This window comes from Gracilibacillus sp. HCP3S3_G5_2 (assembly GCF_052063305.1).
Lineage (GTDB): Bacteria > Bacillota > Bacilli > Bacillales > Amphibacillaceae > Gracilibacillus.
The window spans coordinates 182,162-200,148 of the sequence record NZ_JBQHXU010000009.1; the positions used below are offsets into that span (position 1 = coordinate 182,162).

The 17,987-nt window shown below is 36.3% G+C and carries 13 protein-coding genes; 10 read left to right on the forward strand and 3 right to left on the reverse strand.

The genetic code is table 11. The features are described 5' to 3' along the window. Positions 1 to 29: 29 nt before the first annotated feature. A complete protein-coding gene (locus tag ACTNEP_RS14665) occupies positions 30 to 1,118 on the forward strand; it encodes a glycoside hydrolase family 11 protein (protein WP_441162771.1) in 1,089 nt (362 codons plus the stop codon). Between the two features lie 243 nt (positions 1,119 to 1,361). Here the strand turns inward: ACTNEP_RS14665 and ACTNEP_RS14670 are convergent, their stop codons facing one another. After that, positions 1,362 to 1,859: a DNA-deoxyinosine glycosylase gene (locus ACTNEP_RS14670; RefSeq protein WP_441162772.1), complete on the reverse strand. Its 498-nt coding sequence runs from the start codon at positions 1,857 to 1,859 to the stop codon at positions 1,362 to 1,364. A gap of 74 nt (positions 1,860 to 1,933) precedes the next feature. After that, the gene (locus ACTNEP_RS14675; RefSeq protein ID WP_441162773.1) at positions 1,934 to 2,389 is read right to left on the reverse strand and encodes a GNAT family N-acetyltransferase; all 456 of its coding nucleotides are present in this window, start codon (positions 2,387 to 2,389) and stop codon (positions 1,934 to 1,936) included. A gap of 178 nt (positions 2,390 to 2,567) precedes the next feature. Between ACTNEP_RS14675 and ACTNEP_RS14680 the strand changes: the two genes are divergently transcribed. The 8 genes from ACTNEP_RS14680 to ACTNEP_RS14715 all read left to right on the forward strand — a co-directional run bounded on the left by ACTNEP_RS14680 (position 2,568) and on the right by ACTNEP_RS14715 (position 15,614). Further along, on the forward strand, positions 2,568 to 4,355 hold the full coding sequence (locus ACTNEP_RS14680; RefSeq protein ID WP_441162774.1) for a cache domain-containing sensor histidine kinase: 1,788 nt from the start codon (positions 2,568 to 2,570) through the stop codon (positions 4,353 to 4,355). A gap of 13 nt (positions 4,356 to 4,368) precedes the next feature. Then, a complete protein-coding gene (locus tag ACTNEP_RS14685; RefSeq protein ID WP_441162775.1) occupies positions 4,369 to 5,862 on the forward strand; it encodes a response regulator transcription factor in 1,494 nt (497 codons plus the stop codon). 106 nt (positions 5,863 to 5,968) lie between these two features. Then, positions 5,969 to 7,288 carry an ABC transporter substrate-binding protein gene (locus ACTNEP_RS14690; protein WP_441162776.1) on the forward strand — a complete coding sequence of 440 codons (1,320 nt, stop codon included), beginning with the start codon at positions 5,969 to 5,971 and terminating at the stop codon, positions 7,286 to 7,288. Positions 7,289 to 7,385: 97 nt separating this feature from the next. Further along, positions 7,386 to 8,246 (forward strand): carbohydrate ABC transporter permease, encoded by an 861-nt coding sequence (locus ACTNEP_RS14695; RefSeq protein WP_441162777.1) that lies wholly within the window; start codon positions 7,386 to 7,388, stop codon positions 8,244 to 8,246. Further along, entirely contained in the window at positions 8,246 to 9,109 is an 864-nt protein-coding gene (locus tag ACTNEP_RS14700) for a carbohydrate ABC transporter permease (protein ID WP_441162778.1), read from the forward strand. Before ACTNEP_RS14695 ends, ACTNEP_RS14700 begins: the two co-directional genes overlap by 1 nt. A gap of 153 nt (positions 9,110 to 9,262) precedes the next feature. Further along, positions 9,263 to 11,908: a family 78 glycoside hydrolase catalytic domain gene (locus ACTNEP_RS14705; protein ID WP_441162779.1), complete on the forward strand. Its 2,646-nt coding sequence runs from the start codon at positions 9,263 to 9,265 to the stop codon at positions 11,906 to 11,908. An 88-nt stretch (positions 11,909 to 11,996) separates the two neighbouring features. Next, positions 11,997 to 14,024 carry an alpha-L-rhamnosidase-related protein gene (locus ACTNEP_RS14710; RefSeq protein WP_441162780.1) on the forward strand — a complete coding sequence of 676 codons (2,028 nt, stop codon included), beginning with the start codon at positions 11,997 to 11,999 and terminating at the stop codon, positions 14,022 to 14,024. 21 nt (positions 14,025 to 14,045) lie between these two features. Then, positions 14,046 to 15,614, forward strand: a complete 1,569-nt coding sequence (locus tag ACTNEP_RS14715) for an alpha-L-rhamnosidase-related protein (protein ID WP_441162781.1) — start codon at positions 14,046 to 14,048, stop codon at positions 15,612 to 15,614. Between the two features lie 80 nt (positions 15,615 to 15,694). On the opposite strand, the gene ACTNEP_RS14720 is transcribed toward ACTNEP_RS14715, so the two are convergent. Further along, on the reverse strand, positions 15,695 to 16,765 hold the full coding sequence (locus ACTNEP_RS14720; protein WP_441162782.1) for a Glu/Leu/Phe/Val dehydrogenase dimerization domain-containing protein: 1,071 nt from the start codon (positions 16,763 to 16,765) through the stop codon (positions 15,695 to 15,697). 363 nt (positions 16,766 to 17,128) lie between these two features. Between ACTNEP_RS14720 and ACTNEP_RS14725 the strand changes: the two genes are divergently transcribed. Further along, on the forward strand, positions 17,129 to 17,947 hold the full coding sequence (locus ACTNEP_RS14725; RefSeq protein WP_441162783.1) for a TrmB family transcriptional regulator: 819 nt from the start codon (positions 17,129 to 17,131) through the stop codon (positions 17,945 to 17,947). The last annotated feature ends 40 nt before the right edge of the window (positions 17,948 to 17,987 follow it).

Genomic DNA, 17,987 nt, shown 5'->3' on the forward strand with positions numbered 1-17,987 from the left:
AATTTAACCAAAAAAAGGAGGAATTCCAAATGAAACGAAAAAGTATCGGGTTATTTTTCGCAGTGTTATGTTGTTTTGCACTTACATTTCCAACAGTAAATGTACATGCAGCAATCACCAGTAATGAAATGGGCACCCATGATGGCTACGACTATGAATTCTGGAAGGACAGCGGTGGTTCCGGAAGTATGACGCTCAATAGTGGTGGTACATTCAGCGCCGAATGGAGTAATGTCAATAACATCTTATTCCGTAAAGGTAAAAAATTTGATGAGACACAGACACATCAGCAAATTGGCAATATATCGATAAACTACGGTGCTAATTATCAGCCAAACGGCAATTCGTATTTAACAGTCTATGGATGGACCGTGGACCCACTGGTAGAATATTACATTGTTGATAGCTGGGGGAGCTGGCGTCCACCAGGAGGAACTCCGAAAGGTACCATTACCGTTGACGGAGGAACATATGATATCTACGAGACCACTAGAGTAAATCAACCTTCCATTAAAGGTACGGCAACCTTTCAACAATATTGGAGTGTGCGAAGGTCGAAACGTACAAGCGGAACCATATCTGTCAGTGAACATTTTAAAGCGTGGGAAAATTTAGGAATGAGCATGGGTAAGATGTATGAAGTTGCACTTACAGTAGAAGGCTATCAAAGTAGTGGAAGTGCCAATGTGTATAGTAACACACTTACTATCGGTGGTAGCTCTGGTGGTGATGGAGGATCTGGTGGTGATGGGGGCAGCCCTACACGAGTGGAAGCAGAAAATATGACAAAAAGCGGTCAATACACCAGTAATATCAGCTCACCGTTTAATGGTGTTGCTTTATACGCCAATAATGATTCGGTCAAATACACACAGTATTTTGCAAATGACACGCATAGTTTCTCACTTAGGGGTGCTTCTAACAATTCCAACATGGCTAGAGTCGACTTAAGGATAGGCGGCCAAACGAAGGGTACCTTCTACTTCGGCGGAAGCTATCCTGCCGTTTATACGATAGACAACGTCAGTCATGGAACTGGAAATCAAGAAGTCGAGTTGATACTAACTGCTGATGACGGAACTTGGGATGCTTTTATTGATTATTTAGAGATTCATTAATAGCAGCCAAATCCTTTTCAAGCTTTACCTTGAATGATGATAAGTAAATGAAGAAAAAGTATCCGCTCTGATTGTGGATACTTTTTCCTTCATTACTATCTGCTCTTATCATTGTTTAGAAAGTTATCATAACCCATTCGGTAGCGCTTATACATCAAAACCGTTACTTCCTCAACATGCGTTGTTCATCATGGTTTATTTTCATTCAGTATGTAAGTACTCTTCATTCTTTTTAAATAGTAGTTATGCTAATAGTTCCCTCCATATCTCTACTTTTTCTTCTAATGTTTTATTATATCGACCAGGGATTGGGCTTGTTGAAGGTAACTTCATTACAGTAAATCGATCCATTAAATGTGAGAAATGTTTTCTGAACATTTGATAGGACTTGGTACCGTTACACCCAATCCGTTGGATATTAGGATAGGTAGCGAGCAATTCCTCCACCGAATTCGGCACCGGTTCTTTTATCTTCGAGTCCAAACTGCCTTCCCGATAACAGGAACCAATTGTATCCCACAACGCAATTTGTTTGTTACGTAAAAAAGCAATCCTCTCCTCATAATTATCCAGCCAATCTTGGCCATAAATCTTAAACAATATCGACCAAAAATGATTACGTGAATTACCATAATACTGCTGTTTCACCAGAGATTGATGCCCTGGAATTGAACCCAGGATCAAAACACGAGACCACTGATCGACAATCGGATCTAAAGAATATACTTTTTCATATGCCATAAGTACCCCGCCTTACAAGAAAGTGATGAGCAATTTCGAATAATGACGTTCTTCTTAACATTTTTCCTCACTATTCATAAAATCAAACTCATTATAAACTGTTCTCCAATTGGACCATTTTTTCTTTTTCCTGTATCTTGAAATCCAGCTTTTATATATAGCTGCCTTGCTGCAATATTTTTATGATTAACAGCTAAAACAATTTCATTACAGTTAGGAAATTCTGTTGTGACAAACTTTCTCAGTAATAACATCGCTTTTTTTGCGTAACCTTTACCTTGTCTAGCTTGATTGATTGATAAAGAAGTTAGCAGCATAGCGTTGGGATTATCAGCATTATCTTTCACTCTTTCCGTTGCATGTAATAAGAAAAAACCTACTGGTTCTGCGTCATGAAGTATTACGATTCGATATTGCCCTTCTGTTACGTTCCTATAATTGTTTGGCAACGACGTGAATTGTGCTTGCTCTTTTGGCAGTTCAAAAGAGTTTGAGAAATGCCTTAATTTGACTGATTCCACTTTACTCATCTAATATTTCTCCCCTCACTTTCGTGCTACTATATCATATTTTTACCATAAAAAAGCCCCTTTGGGTAATATAGAGTCCAAACTGAGCGACCTTTTCAATCTACAATTGTTTGACTTAATGGTGTAAAATTACACTAAAACAACATTCATTATAGAAACCATACACATGGGGGATCATATGAGAAACTTTTTTCGCTCCTTACCGATAAAAAATAAAATTTTTATCACTTTTGCAAGCGTTTACGTTGTTGTAATATCTGTAGTTGGTATTATTATGTATTTAACCAATGTCAATGATATGAAAAATCAAACACAATCGATGTCTAAAGTTTTATCAACTCAATTTTCCAGAACAATAGATTTATATTTTGAAGATATTGAAAGACTATCATTGGCCATTTTTACTGACTCCCTAATACAGGACACCTTATCCACTTATGAAAACGGTATTTTGTACAGTGATATCTCTATTCGTAATCGTCTTTACCCAAGGTTATTTAATCAAGTCTATCCTCAATCTGACATAGCAGCTGTCACGATTTATACAAATAGTGGAACGGTATTCGATTATGAGAAAAGCGGCGATATGGAAGTAAGCTATGTGACTGAAGATCCGGAATGGGTGCACTCCTTAAATAATGTGAATAAAAATGATTTCATGCTACTCCCTACCTCCAAAGTAAAGCAATTAAACGGTCAGGAAAAGCAGGTAGTTTCTTTAGTTCGCCATATTTATAAAATTCCACAAAGGGATAGAATTGGTTCTGTGAAAATTGATATTAATGTGGAGGTATTTGAAAAACTACTAGAAATGGATAATGTCCAAGAATTAGAAGAGCATATGAGAATTCTCGTATTAGATGATAATCAGTCAGTTATTTATGATCATCAAAAAGAATTGATCGGACAAAGCAATATTGGCTTATCGTTAACAAATACAAAAAACGATAAGCCTGAAGACGGAACATTGTCTTGGCAATCTAATTCGTATTTGTATGCAAATGATTATTCGGATTTCACTAAGTGGAATACGGTGATTCTACTAGATAATGAATTTATTATTTATGAACGTAATCAAATCTTACTATTTATTGGAGTTAGTGGACTTATTGCTATTTCCGTTATCGGAGTTATTTCCTATTTATTGTCGTACAATATTACGAAACCATTTAATGGGATGATTAAAATAATGCGCAAAGTTGAAAAAGGAGATCTAACTGATCGGATGAATCTAACAGGACACCCTGAAATGGATGTACTAACAAGAGTCTATAACAGGATGTTAGACAGTATTAATAAATTAATTACGGAAGTGTATGAAGCAAGTATCACCGAAAAAAATGCTAAAATCTCTGCTTTACAAGCACAAATCAATCCACATTTCTTATACAATACATTAAATGTAATGAAATCTATTAGTCGAGTAAAAGGTGTAGAAGAAGTAGCGGAAATATCAGAATCCCTTTCAGATTTATTTAAATATAGTATGAAAGACTTAGATAGAACCGTAACACTACAAGAAGAAGTAACACATATTGAAAATTATATGCGAATTCAACAACATCGATTTCGAGACCGCTTTATGCTCGAAAAAGAAATATCGCCAGAAGCCAAACAAACCTTTATCCCTAAATTATTGATTCAGCCAATTGTGGAAAATGCCGTCAATCATGGGTTGAAAGACATCAAAAAAGGCGGGACGATTCGTTTAAAAGCCTTTTTAAAAGAAGCTGATTTGGTTATTGAAGTCCGTGACAACGGTAGAGGCATGAGTCCAGACACGCTAAAATATGTAAAAGATAAAATTTCTAGAAATAGGATCGGATCCAGTATGGCAGGTATTGGTTTAAATAATATAGCTCAGCGTTTACGACTAATATATGGATATCGATACCAAATGAATATAGAAAGTAATGAAAGTAAAGGTACCGTTGTTACAATTGTATTACCATCTCAACAACCATAGAGGAGGCAGAATCATGGATATATTCGTCGTTGAGGATGAGTATTGGGCGTTATTAGAATTACAAACTTTACTAAAAAAATATGAATCCAACCATCGTATTTGCTATTTCGATAATGGGGAAGATGCACTAAAACAACTAGAAGAAAAACCCCCTGATCTGATTATTACAGACATTACTATGCCCGGAATGAATGGATTGGAGTTAATAGAGAAAGTAAAATTATTGGATGATAGAATTGAATGTATTTTATTAACTGTTCATGATACGTTTGAATATGCAAAAAAGGGAATACAATTAGGAGTCGCTGATTACATATTAAAACCAATAAAAAAAGAAGCTTTGTTTGCAACTATCGATAAACGATTAGCAATGATAGCTGAACGAAAACAGGAAGAGACAGAAAAACAGCATTGGTCAATTAATAAACTGCTTTTTCATTCTATCGAACAAAACAATTTTGATATGGAAAGGTTTCATCATCAACCATTTTTGCTTATTTATTTGTTGGTTGGAAATTGGAAAGCACCAACTACCCTGCCAATTTCTATTCAACTAGAAGAATTAGAAATGTTGTTAAATCAAGAGGAAAAATGCTGGCTTCTTTCGATTGATGAACAACGAAAGGTAATATTAATTTCTAATTCAAATAGCAGAGCCCTAAAGGACTTTCCTGTTAAAGATATCTATCAATATTTATGTCGTTTCGGTCAAATACACATATGCAGCCTATTAAAAGATCAAAACACTTCACTAAGTGCTTGTTATCATGAAGCAGAGCTACTAATGGATAAGTATAAACTATTTGGGGATTCTACCATACTATGCCAACATAATCGGTACGAGGAAAAAGATATACACCACCTTTGGAGCAACGTAAGGATTTTAGAAAATAAAATGCGAGATAGTCAATTTGCTTCCATACCTATACTCATTAATGATTTAATAAGTCTGATAGAGAGAGAAAGAATGCCCCAAAAGCAGTTGTTTCGATTTTTAGTAGATATGTATTATGCGATTATCTATAAGATACAACAATCAACTAGTAATGTAATAAAAATAAACGACATAAATGAATATTTCGACCAATTAGAAACCTTCGTTACTTTTGATCAATTGAATAATTGGTTAACAAATTTAATGAACAAAATAGCTAAAATTACATCTCATCCTCATATTGCACCTAAACACCTAATTCCGAAAGTAAAGGAATGGATCGAGGAATCTTATGCTAGCAACATAACTTTTCAACAATTTGCGGACGAACATCATGTTAGTTTAAGTTATTTATCAAGAGAATTTAAAGAACAAACAAACATGACTTTTTCTGAATACTTAACGAATGTCCGAATAAAAAAGGCGAAGGAATTGTTTGATAGAGGTATGAAAAAAACAGTAGAGGTAGGAGCATTAGTCGGCTATAATGATCCGAAGCATTTTCGTTCTGTATTTAAAAGAGTTACTGGCAAAACGCCAAAGGAATATAAAGCACTTCAAACGAGGGGGTGATTTTATTTGTAAAAATCACCCCCTTTTATAGTTAAATAAATAGGTTTTTTCTTAATGAAAGCGTTTATATAATGAAGTTGTAACATAAATCGAGGGGGTTAAATAAATGAAAAAGTTAACGCTAATTGGTTTTATGATTTTATTATTATTAGCAGCATGTGGCGGAGACAATGAAGATACTGGATCCTCAGCAACGGGCTCTAGTGAAAATGCAGAAGCAACAGATGAGGAAAAAACACTTACTTTCTTAATTGATAACCAGACAGTAACAGATGGTATCGAAGCCGTTGCGGCAGATATTGAAGAGAAATTCAACATTAAGACAGAATTTGAATTACGTCCTGGTGGCTCAGAAGGGGACAATATTGTAAAAACAAGACTTGCAACAGGTGAAATGACTGATTTAATGTGGTATAACTCAGGTTCTCTTTTCAAAGCATTAAATCCATCTGAGTATTTTTTGGATTTATCCGGTGAAGCATTTATAGACCGTCTAACAGATGAATTTATAGAAACAGTCTCAGTCGATGATGCCGTGTACGGTATCCCAGGGGAGGCGAGTTCTGCTGGTGGATGGTTATACAACAAAAAAGTTTATGAAGAATTAGGATTGGAAGTGCCAAAAACGTGGGATGAGCTACTAGCAAATAACGAAGCTATTAAAGAAGCAGGGAAAGTGCCAGTTCTAGCATCCTATAAAGACACTTGGACCTCCCAAGTAGTATTTTTAGCCGATTATTATAATGTCTATTCAGAAAACCCAGATTTTGCCGATCAATTTACTAATAATGAGGCAAAATTTACAGAGACTCCAATTGCATTAAGAAGTTTTGAAAAGATACAAGAACTACAAGATGCTGGTCATTATAATGATGAAGAATCAGCTACCAGTTATGAAGATGCGCTAGAAATGTTAGCAACCGGTGAAGCGGCACATTATCCGATTTTAACTTTTGCATTAGCAGCAATAGCTGACACGCATCCTGATGCCATTGATGATATAGGTTTCTTTGGTCAACCGGGTGATGATCCAGAAGATCATGGGATGACACAATGGATGCCAGGAGCTATTTATGTAAATAAAGATTCTGAACAAGCAGAGGCAGCCAAACAATGGGTAGAGTACTTTGTCTCCGATGAAGGTTTAGAAACATATATGTCCGTAATGAAAGCAAATGGCCCATATGTTGTAGAAGGTGTTGATTTACCAGATGATGCTTATCCTGCAGTTCAGGACATGACAGCGTATCTGGAAGAAGGCAAAGTCGGTCCAGCACTGGAGTTTCTATCACCACTTAAAGGACCTAACTTAGAACAAATTACAGTTGAGGTAGGACTAGGTATGGTAACACCTGAAGAGGGTGCGGAGAAATATGACAGAGATGTAGAACGTCAAGCACAACAATTAAACATTGAAGGCTGGTAATTTTTAAGGAAGAAAGATATTGCAAAAGCCCTGTTATGTGATGAGATCATACAACAACAGGGCTTTTTCCATAAAATTTGTATTGGGGTGACAATGAATGCGCATTAATAAAATGTATAGTTATGCTTTATTAATACCAGCTGGATTAATTTACGGGCTATTCTTTTTATATCCTACCGTGATGTCCTTCTTCTTTGGCTTTACTAGATGGAATTTAACGGACTGGGAATGGATTGGCTTTGATAATTATATGATGTTTTTTGAAGAATCTTCTTTAATGATTGGTTTTAAAAATACATTTATTTTTGCATTTTTAACTGCTGGCTTAAAAGTAATATTAGGATTATTTTTTGCCGTTTTACTAACAGCAAAACTTAGAACAAAACGATTTATACGATCACTTGTATTTTTCCCAGTGTTAGTAAGTACGATAGCAGTTGGTATTGCATTTAGTGTGTTAATGCATCCATCCGAAGGCTTAATCAATATCACGCTTGAGTATCTTGGAATTACTGGTCCAGATTGGCTAGGTAATCCTAATTTAGCCATCTACTCCGTTGCACTTGTTGATGTTTGGAAAGGAGTAGGGATCGCAACGGTTATTTTCATTGCTGGAATGATGTCTATTCCCGTTGATTATTATGAAGCACATCAAATCGATGGTGGTAACAAAATAAATGCATTCTGGCATATTACGCTACCATTATCTCGCCCAGCAATAAACGCAGTTATCATATTAGCTTTAATAGGTGGACTGAGAACGTTTGATTTAGTATGGGCTATGACAGGTGGAGGACCAGGATTTAGTTCGGACTTAATTGCATCTATCATTTATAAACAATATCAAGCTGGTTTTTACGGACTATCAACCGCAGGAAACGTTATTCTATTCTTAATGGTGGCACTAATCGTATTCCCAATCTTTAAGTACTTGAACCGAAAAGAGGTGGATCTATAATGAATCAGCAGGAAGAAATGAGAAAAGAAAAAAGAAAGAAAAGCTGGATCCGGATTGTCCTTGAGACCATCATAGTACTGGTATTTTCGGCTGTATTCTTAGTTCCATTCTATTTTATCATTGTCAATTCAATGAAAACGAGCGCTGAGGCTTCACAACTCTCTATCGCTTGGCCATCCGAATTTCGTATTTTAGAAAACATCCAAGAAGTATTAGCTGCAAGAGACAACATGTTACTTTTAGCCTTTTTTAACAGTACTGTCATAACCGTCATATCTATTTTAATCCTATTAATAGTGGGATCGATGGCAGGCTTTGTCTTACAACGTCGAAAAGGTAAATCTATCAATCTTATCGGTACCACCTTCTTAGCAGGTTTAATGATACCACCTGCAGTTGTGCCAACTATTTGGGTATTAGAACAATTTCATTTATTCAAAACATTTCCAGGGATTATTTTAGTAATGGTGGCAATCTCTATTCCGTTCTCGATCATTTTATATACTGGATTTATCGCAACGATCCCTAAAGAAATTGATGAGGCAGCTATCATCGATGGTTGTAGCGGGTTTCGCTTATTTTTTAGCATTATATTCCCGATGTTAAAGCCAATCCACTCTACCGTTATTATTTTAAATGCTGTACAAATCTTTAACGATTTTGTGCACCCATTATATTTCTTTCCAGGGGCAGACAATGCAACCGTACAGTTAACACTATATAACTTTATGAGTATGTATAACACGGATTGGAATTTATTGTTTACAAACGTACTGCTAATTACCATTCCTCCATTCATCTTATTCCTAATATTTAGTGAGAAGATTGTAGCAGGTATGACAGCAGGTTCAGTAAAAGGATAAAATGTGGCTTCAAACAGTGGGTTTCGTTCCCCAATAATTAATAATAAAGCTTATCAGGAAATTAGCAATCGTTCCTCCCCCACTTGTTTTTATGGTATCGGGGTATTACGAACGATTAGTACCGTGATAAAAATAAGAAATGAGGTTATAAAAATGTTACAAGTACAAGATTTACGAACAGAATATCGTAAGAACCCAATTGGTATTGATGTCAAGGAACCGAGGATTAGCTGGAAAATAACTTCAGAAAATCGTAATGTGATGCAAACTTCTTATCAAATTCAAATTTCTCACGACGATTCCTTTCAACATCTTGTATGGGATTCTGGAGAAATAGATTCAGATCAAAGTAACTTTATCTCACTAAAAGATGTGCAATTAGTATCCAGAACTAGGTATTACTTTAGAGTGAAAGTGGCGGATAATCACGGTAATCAATCCCCATGGTCTGAAGTAAGTTATTTTGAGACAGGATTATTGAATCATGAAGACTGGGTAGCAAAGTGGATAGCAGCACCTATAAAATGGAATGGCGAACCAGCTCCAAAACTCCGTCATATATTCCATATAAATGGCAAGGTGAAAAATGCCCGTATATACGCGACAGCACTTGGTCTATATGAGCTAGAATTGAATGGTAGTCGTGTTGGAGAAGACTATTTCACACCTGGATGGACGAGTTATGAAAAAAGATTACAATATCAAACATACGATGTAACGAATTTATTAAAGACAGGTGAAAACGTTTGGTATGGACTGCTAGGTAATGGATGGTATAAAGGGAATCTTGGCTGGGAAGGAAAACAGAATATTTACGGTGACCGCTTAGGTTTGCTTGCACAATTGCATGTCGAATTAGAGGATGGCAATCAATTAGTGATCACAACGAACGAGGAGTGGAAAGCATCAGAAAGTGCTATTCGTATGTCAGAGATTTACCACGGTGAAACCTATGATGCTCGAATACATGCTGAAAATTGGGAATCTGTTGATAATCTAAACTATTCCAAAGATATATTGGTGGCACAAGAAAATGAACCCGTTAGAAAGATAGAAGTCCTTACACCAAAAGAATTAATTCAAACACCTAATGGTGAAACCGTGATTGATTTCGGTCAAAATATGGTCGGATGGATTTCCTTTGATATTGAAGGAACCCGAGGACAACAAGTAGAGATTAAACATGCAGAGATTTTAGACGAAGAAGGAAATTTTTATACAGCAAACCTTCGTACCGCTAAGCAATCGAATAAATATATTCTATCAGGGGAAGGGAAAGAAACGTTTGAACCGCACTTTACGTTTCAAGGATTTCGCTATATTCAATTAATTGGCTTTGAAGAGAATCAAATAGATTTGGAGAATTTCCGTGGTGTTGTTTTACATTCTGATATGGAAATAACTGGAGAATTCTCATGTTCCGATCCGATTATTAATCAGTTGCAACATAATATTTTATGGGGCTTAAAAGGAAACTTCTTAGATGTGCCAACCGATTGTCCACAACGTGATGAAAGATTAGGATGGACTGGAGATGCCCAAATGTTCATTCGCACAGCTAGTTATTTAGCAAATGTTGGACCGTTCTTCACTAAATGGTTACGTGATTTAGAGGCGGATCAAGATGAAGATGGCGGTGTACCATTTGTTGTTCCTAATGTGTTAGAGACAATGGAAGAGCCACATGAACATACACAGCCAAAACCGTTTAGTTCAGCAGCTTGGGGAGATGCGGCAGTGATTTGTCCATGGACGATTTATATTGCATACGGAGATACACGAATCTTACAAGAACAATACCATAGTATGAAAGCATGGATCTCCTATATTAAAAAGCAAGGTGAAAATCCATTTTTATGGAATACAGGATTCCATTTCGGTGATTGGTTAGCACTAGACTCGAAACCAGATAGTTACATTGGTGCGACCGATAGATCCTATATAGCCACAGCATTTTATGCTTATTCGACTTCATTAGTGAAACGAACGGCAAAGATCCTTGGAGAAGAGGAAGACTATCAATATTTTGCCAACTTAGAAAAAAATATTATCCAAGCGTTAACAGACGAATTTGTGACACCAAATGGAAAATTAGCAGTCCCAACCCAAACAGCTCAAATTTTAGCCTTAATGTTTGATTTAATAGATGGTCAAGCAAAAGAGCGAGCCGTCAATAAATTGGCTGAATTATTAGAAGAAAGTAATTATCATTTAACGACTGGCTTTGTCGGCACTCCTTATCTCAATCATGTATTGACTGAAAACGGGATGAATGATGCTGCTTACACCTTATTGTTCCAAAAAGATTATCCTTCTTGGTTATATCAAATTACCAAAGGGGCCACAACGATTTGGGAGCACTGGGACGGTATTAAAGAGGATGGTTCTTTCTGGAGTACCGATATGAACTCATTCAATCATTATGCATATGGAGCAATTGGTGATTGGTTGTATCGCAAAGTTGCTGGATTAGAACTGAATGAGTCAAAACCAGGATTTAAAAACTTCACCGTAAAACCATATGTCGGAAAAGGCTTAGATTGGGTAGAAGCTAATTTAGAATCCATGTATGGAAAAATACGAAGTGCGTGGAAAAAAGACGAGATTGGTGGAATGCAATTAGAAATAACGGTTCCCGTTAATACGAATGCTACGATTAAGCTTCACGAAGTTGATTGGCATAACGTAAAAGAAAACGGCAAAAAACTTGTTGAAGGAGACAATATTATATCCATCAGTGAACAAGAAGACGAATTAACGATTACCGTAGGGTCAGGAAACTATCTCTTCACTTATTAATGGTTGCTTTATTAGAAAAGTAGAATGGCTAGTTCCATTCCTCTTGGAATGAACTAGTCATTTTCAACAGTGAAAGGAATGTTAAAACATGTCGCAAAAAAATACTTATTGGATTTGGTATCCAGGTGATTGGGAGATATGGTTACATGAAAAGGTATCGATTCGGCGTGAAATGCGAGAAGTGCAGTTTCCACCATTCTGGAGATTAGATCAACATTATCCTTCTGTAATATTCTCTTATTCCTATTATTTGGAACAGGAAGAAGAAGTAAGATTCATAGCGGATGGACAGTTCTCTGTCTATCTAGATGGGAAAGATAATAATCGTTATCATGATGAATTGGTAACTCTTCCAGCGGGAGAACATGACATATTAGTAGCTGTTTACAATAAAGAAAACGTCCCTTCTTTATATGTGGAAGGAGATACAATCTTCTCATCTGATCAATGGAAAGTATCTTGTTATGACAAACGTTGGTTCCAAGTCGGCAGTTGGAAGAAAGAGTTTCATTCACCTGATTATCCACCCTCCCAATATCGCTTATCAACAAAACTCCAATTACCTGAGCAGGTGGAACAAACAACAAACGGGTGGTTTGTTGATTTTGGTAAAGAAACGTTTGGTTACTTACAACTAAGTGGGATCAATGGAAAAAGCTTGGTGACAGTTTATTATGGAGAATCCAAAGCAGAAGCAGAAGACAAAGAAAATTGCATACTAGTAGATCGTGTTGAGATCGATAGCTCCAAAAGTAAAACATATACATTTAACAAGTCTAGAGCATTTCGTTATGTTCAAATTATTCCAAACTCTAAAGAATGGACGATTGAATCCATTCAAATGCAATATGAATACTTGCCTGTAGAAAATCGGAGCCATTTCCGAAGTTCGAATGATCTTCTAAATAAAATCTGGGAGACTTCTTTATATACATTCCATCTGAATACGAGGGAATTTTTCTTTGATGGTATTAAGCGAGACCGTTGGGTATGGTCAGGAGATAGTTATCAGTCCTTTCTGATGAATTATTATAGTTTTTATGATCATGATGTGGTCAAGCGTACACTCATTGCCCTACGAGGAAAAGATCCCATTGTCACGCATATCAATACAATTCTCGATTATAGTTTGTATTGGTTTAATGCAATGTATGATTATTATCTCCATACAGGTGATGTTGATTTTGTCAAAATGCAATATGATAACATGATCGGCTTAATGAATTTCTGCTTAGATCGGAGAAATGAAGAAGGCTTGATGGAAGGAAAACCAGAGGATTGGGTATTTATAGATTGGGCAGATATTGATAACCGTGGTGAAGTTAGTACGATCCAAATCTTGCTTAGTCGGAGTTTGGAAGCGATGTCGCTTGTATCAGAAATAGTTGGAGATAATGAAAGAGCTCAGACTTATAAGCTACTGGCAAAAGAATTGAAAGACAAAACAATTGATATTTTCTGGAACGAAGAAAAAGGTGGACTTGTTCATCATCGGTATCAAGGTGAACGAAACGATAAAATTACCAAGTATCCTAATATATTCGCATTACTGTACGGTTATTTTAATGAGAAACAACAAGAGAAAGTAAAGGAACAAGTGATGATCAATTCAGCTATACAAGCGATTAACACACCTTATATGCGGTTCTTTGAACTGGCAGCTCTCTGTGAAGTTGGAGAGCATCAATTGGTATTAAAGGAAATACTAGACTATTGGGGCGGTATGCTAAAGCTAGGTGCAACAAGTTTTTGGGAAGAGTATGATCCGACTCAAAATGGTAATGAACATTATCAAATGTATGATATGAAGTATGGAAAGAGTTTGTGCCATGCTTGGGGAGCAAGTCCCCTCTATCTGATTGGAAAGTATTTTCTTGGAGTTCGACCGCTTCGTCCAGGATATGAATGGTTTGAAATCAAACCAAAGCTAGGTGGACTAGAATGGTTGGAAGGAACTGTTCCTATCGGAGAAGGTGCAGTCGATATTTATATGGATGCAACGAAGATTCGCGTTCGATCCAATTTTGGCAAAGGGATCTTAACATATAATAAAGGTCCATCACTTTACGAAGAGAAAATCCCGACAAATGGCGATTGGCTCGAAATTCCTTTGTAAAACATGATAAGGAGGTAAAAAATGAGCTTTCAAAAGAATCAGAATCATCAAGTCTATCGTAATGAAAGATTCGAACAGATTGCAAATGAATTAAAACCAACATTATTTCGAAAAAAAGTAGAAGCAAAGCAACTTGTAACGATTGTTGATAATAAGGATAAAATACATGGATGGGAAGCTCAACCTCTCCGTAATGCAAGCGCATTGTCAGATAGTATTTTAGGTAAAGGAGACCAGGTTATCCTTGATTTTGGAGATCATCTAGTAGGCTATCTTTCACTAAATATTACACCTGTTGGTAGCCCTCCAGATGCACCATTATATCTGCGATTAACATTTGGCGAAATGCCTGTCGAAATGGCACAGTCGTTTGCCAATTACGACGGGTGGATTAGTAGTTCATGGTTACAAGAAGAAAGGATTCATGTGGATGTTCTACCTAATAAGATCACACTACCTAGACGGTATAGCTTTCGCTATTTAAAAATTGAAGTATTAGATACATCCCAAAAGTATAAGGTGTCGTTTGATAATCCATCAGTTGAAACCGTTACTTCTGCTGACGATAGTAATGTAAAAGCATTCGAGCACGATGATCCAGAATTAATAGAGATTGATCGCGTAAGTATGAAGACCTTACAAGATTGTATGCAGGAAGTTTTTGAAGATGGTCCGAAGCGGGATCGCAGACTATGGTTAGGAGATTTACGTCTTCAAGCAATGGCTAATTATGCTACGTTTCAATGTAATAATCTTGTAAAGCGTAATTTGTACCAATTTGCAGCGGTGCCTAATCAGAATGGACAAGTATCTGCCAACTTATTTGTTGAACCGAATCTAATTCCAGATGATACATTCTTGTTTGATTATTCTTTGTTTTTTACGACGACCCTTTATGATTACTATCAAGCGACCAACGACCGAGAATCTTTAGAAGATTTATGGCCAACAGCATTTCGTCAAGTGGAGATTGGGTTGGAACGCTTGGATGCACATAATATAGTACAAGATGATGAGAGCTGGTGGTCATTTATTGATTGGCACCCAGAGTTAAATAAGCAAGGTGCATCACAAGCGATTCTTATTTATACATTAAGAAGAGCAATTTCTTTAGCGAAAGTACTTGGTCAAATAGAAGAGAAAAAGAAGATGGAAAGTGTCCTTGAGAAAGTAGTAACAGCTACCAAGCAATACCTATGGAAAGAAGACATCGGCTTTTTTATAAGCGGGAGTCAACAACAGGTTTCATGGGCAACACAAGTATGGATGGTTTTAGCAGAAGTGTTAGATCCATCTAATAGTCAACAGTTATTATCAAGACTATTATACACACAGCCAGAAGTAGACATGAACACACCATATATGCACCACCATTTAGTGGAGGCTTTATTACAAGTAGGCATGAAGGAAAAAGCAATTGATTGGATGAAGGCGTACTGGGGTGGTATGCTTCGCGATGGTGCGGATACTTTCTGGGAATTATATAACCCGAAAGATAAAGCATTCTCGCCATATGGCAATCATTTAATTAATAGCTATTGCCACGCATGGAGTTGTACACCCACTTACTTGCTGAGAAATTATAGTTGATCATAATAAAAAAGTTGTCCATCACCATATGTACTAGATGGACAACTTTTTTCTTTACTTAATTTACGAACCTTCTACTTTTATCTATTCCCTTGAATCGCTACCTGAGATTCTTTTGCTTTCTGTATTCTTTCTTCCGCAAGTTTATCTGCAGCTCGGTTAGTGGCTATGTTGTCTTGGTCAGCAATTTCAAATATTCGTTGAACTTTCGTATAAATAGCATCAATCTTTTTCATAGCACGTTCACGATCAAAACCATGAAGTGCATCTTCTATTGCAATGATACCCCCTGCATTAATGACATAGTCAGGAGCATAAACAATTCCTTTTTCCTTAAGTAAATCGCCGTGATAGGCTTCTTTTAATTGATTATTAGCCGCACCTGCTATTACTCGTGCTCTCAGGCGGTTGATGGTATCATCATTAATAATCGCCCCCATTGCACATGGAGCAAAAATATCACAGTCCACATCATAAATGTCTCCTACTGCCACTTCTGTTGCGCCGAATTCTTGTACTGCTTTACGAACATTTACAGCATTTATATCGGATACAATCAAATTCGCTCCATCTTCATGCAACATACGACATAAATGAAATGCTACATTCCCTACCCCTTGTACAGCAACTGTTTTACCAGATAAGTCTTCTGTACCAAAAGCTTTCAAAGCAGAAGATTTGATACCCTTATAAACGCCATAAGCAGTAAAAGGAGATGGATTGCCACAACCTCCTAATTCAGGTGAAACACCTGTGACATACTTTGTCTCTTTTCGGATATTTTCCATGTCTTCAACCGTAGAACCTACATCTTCACCTGTAATATAGCGACCATTGAGGCCTTCGATAAATCTACCGAAAGCACGGAACAGCTCTTCGCTTTTGATTTCGCGAGAATCTCCCATAATAACCGCTTTTCCCCCACCCAAGTTCAAATCGGAAACAGCAGATTTATAAGTCATTCCTCTGGCCAAACGCAGCACATCCGTGATTGCTTCTTCCTCAGATTTGTAAGGCCAAATTCTCAGACCTCCTAATGATGGCCCTAATGTTGTATCATGTATAGCTATTATCGCCTTCAAACCAGTTTCAGCATCTTGACAGAAAACCAATTGTTCATAGTCATATTCTTCTAATTTGTTAAAAATCACTTGATTCCATCTCCTTCATCCTGTTCTAATTACTATTATTTCATTTTTAAGTTAAAAAATGAAAAAGATGATGCTTTTCTTTTGGGAGTTATAAAAATAACTACTAAAAATAGGGCGAAAAAAAAACATTGTTTTTAATTTACAAACAACTTCCATATTATATTATATGATGTGGATTGCCAGATCTAACCGTTTGTCGGAGAATCTTACATTTTTTTATACTTGGTCTACTTGTTGAGATTGTAAAACTCTGCTTGCGCATTTAATGTTATAGCACCCTAAAGACAATTAGCTATGGTAATATCATCACTTTTTGTTATAGTAAGTATAAATAATATTATCATAAAAAGAAAGAATGGTGTTATGGATAAAATTTATCATGAATTACAACGGTTTGGATTTTCAAAATATGAAAGTCAAGCATATGTAGGATTATTAAAAAATTCTCCTGTTACAGGTTATGAAGTAAGTAAACGTACAGGTGTCCCTAGATCAATGATTTACGAGGTACTAGGTAAGCTAATGGAGAAAGGTGCCGTTTTTTCTACACCTTCAGAACCAGTAAAATATACACCACTTCCTGCGAAGGATTTAATTGAACGTTTACGAAAAGAATTTAAAATCTCATTTGACTATTTAGAAGAAAATTTAACATTACTAGACAGCGAAAAAGAAGTGGATGTTATTTGGAGAATACATGGAAATGGTCGAATTTTAACAGAAATGATGGAAATGATCCATACAGCTCAAGAAGAATTATGGATTTCGGCCTGGGAACCACAAGTTTCACTTTTGAAGGAAACGGTAGATAAACGAATAAAAGATGGTGTTCATGTGTTCTCTGTACTATTTGGGGAGACGGAAGTAGATTTAGGAGTCACACTTCACCATGATTATATGGCAATAGATATTGCAGAAGAGCGAATGAGTGGTCATTTAACCATTTTGGCTATTGATAATAATGAAGTAATGATTGCTAATTTTTCACCGAATGGATCTGCAGCGTGGGCAATAAAAACAAGGGATCCAGCCCTCGTCTTAGTAGCAATGGAATATATGAGACATGATATTATGTATGGAGAAATTACTAAATCATTTGGTTCGGAAAAAGTAAATAGCTTATGGCAAAGTAATCTCGACTTAACACATATTGTGACAGGAAAACGGTTCAAGTATAAATGAGCCGTTTTTTATTTTAACAACTACATTATTAGTCAGTAAA

Bases quoted from the DNA above. Each gene is read 5' to 3' on its own strand.
- ACTNEP_RS14665 (WP_441162771.1), top strand. From the start codon at position 30: ATGAAACGAAAAAGTATCGGGTTATTTTTCGCAGTGTTATGTTGTTTT.
- ACTNEP_RS14670 (WP_441162772.1), bottom strand. From the start codon at position 1,859: ATGGCATATGAAAAAGTATATTCTTTAGATCCGATTGTCGATCAGTGG.
- ACTNEP_RS14675 (WP_441162773.1), bottom strand. From the start codon at position 2,389: ATGAGTAAAGTGGAATCAGTCAAATTAAGGCATTTCTCAAACTCTTTT.
- ACTNEP_RS14680 (WP_441162774.1), top strand. From the start codon at position 2,568: ATGAGAAACTTTTTTCGCTCCTTACCGATAAAAAATAAAATTTTTATC.
- ACTNEP_RS14685 (WP_441162775.1), top strand. From the start codon at position 4,369: ATGGATATATTCGTCGTTGAGGATGAGTATTGGGCGTTATTAGAATTA.
- ACTNEP_RS14690 (WP_441162776.1), top strand. From the start codon at position 5,969: ATGAAAAAGTTAACGCTAATTGGTTTTATGATTTTATTATTATTAGCA.
- ACTNEP_RS14695 (WP_441162777.1), top strand. From the start codon at position 7,386: ATGCGCATTAATAAAATGTATAGTTATGCTTTATTAATACCAGCTGGA.
- ACTNEP_RS14700 (WP_441162778.1), top strand. From the start codon at position 8,246: ATGAATCAGCAGGAAGAAATGAGAAAAGAAAAAAGAAAGAAAAGCTGG.
- ACTNEP_RS14705 (WP_441162779.1), top strand. From the start codon at position 9,263: ATGTTACAAGTACAAGATTTACGAACAGAATATCGTAAGAACCCAATT.
- ACTNEP_RS14710 (WP_441162780.1), top strand. From the start codon at position 11,997: ATGTCGCAAAAAAATACTTATTGGATTTGGTATCCAGGTGATTGGGAG.
- ACTNEP_RS14715 (WP_441162781.1), top strand. From the start codon at position 14,046: ATGAGCTTTCAAAAGAATCAGAATCATCAAGTCTATCGTAATGAAAGA.
- ACTNEP_RS14725 (WP_441162783.1), top strand. From the start codon at position 17,129: ATGGATAAAATTTATCATGAATTACAACGGTTTGGATTTTCAAAATAT.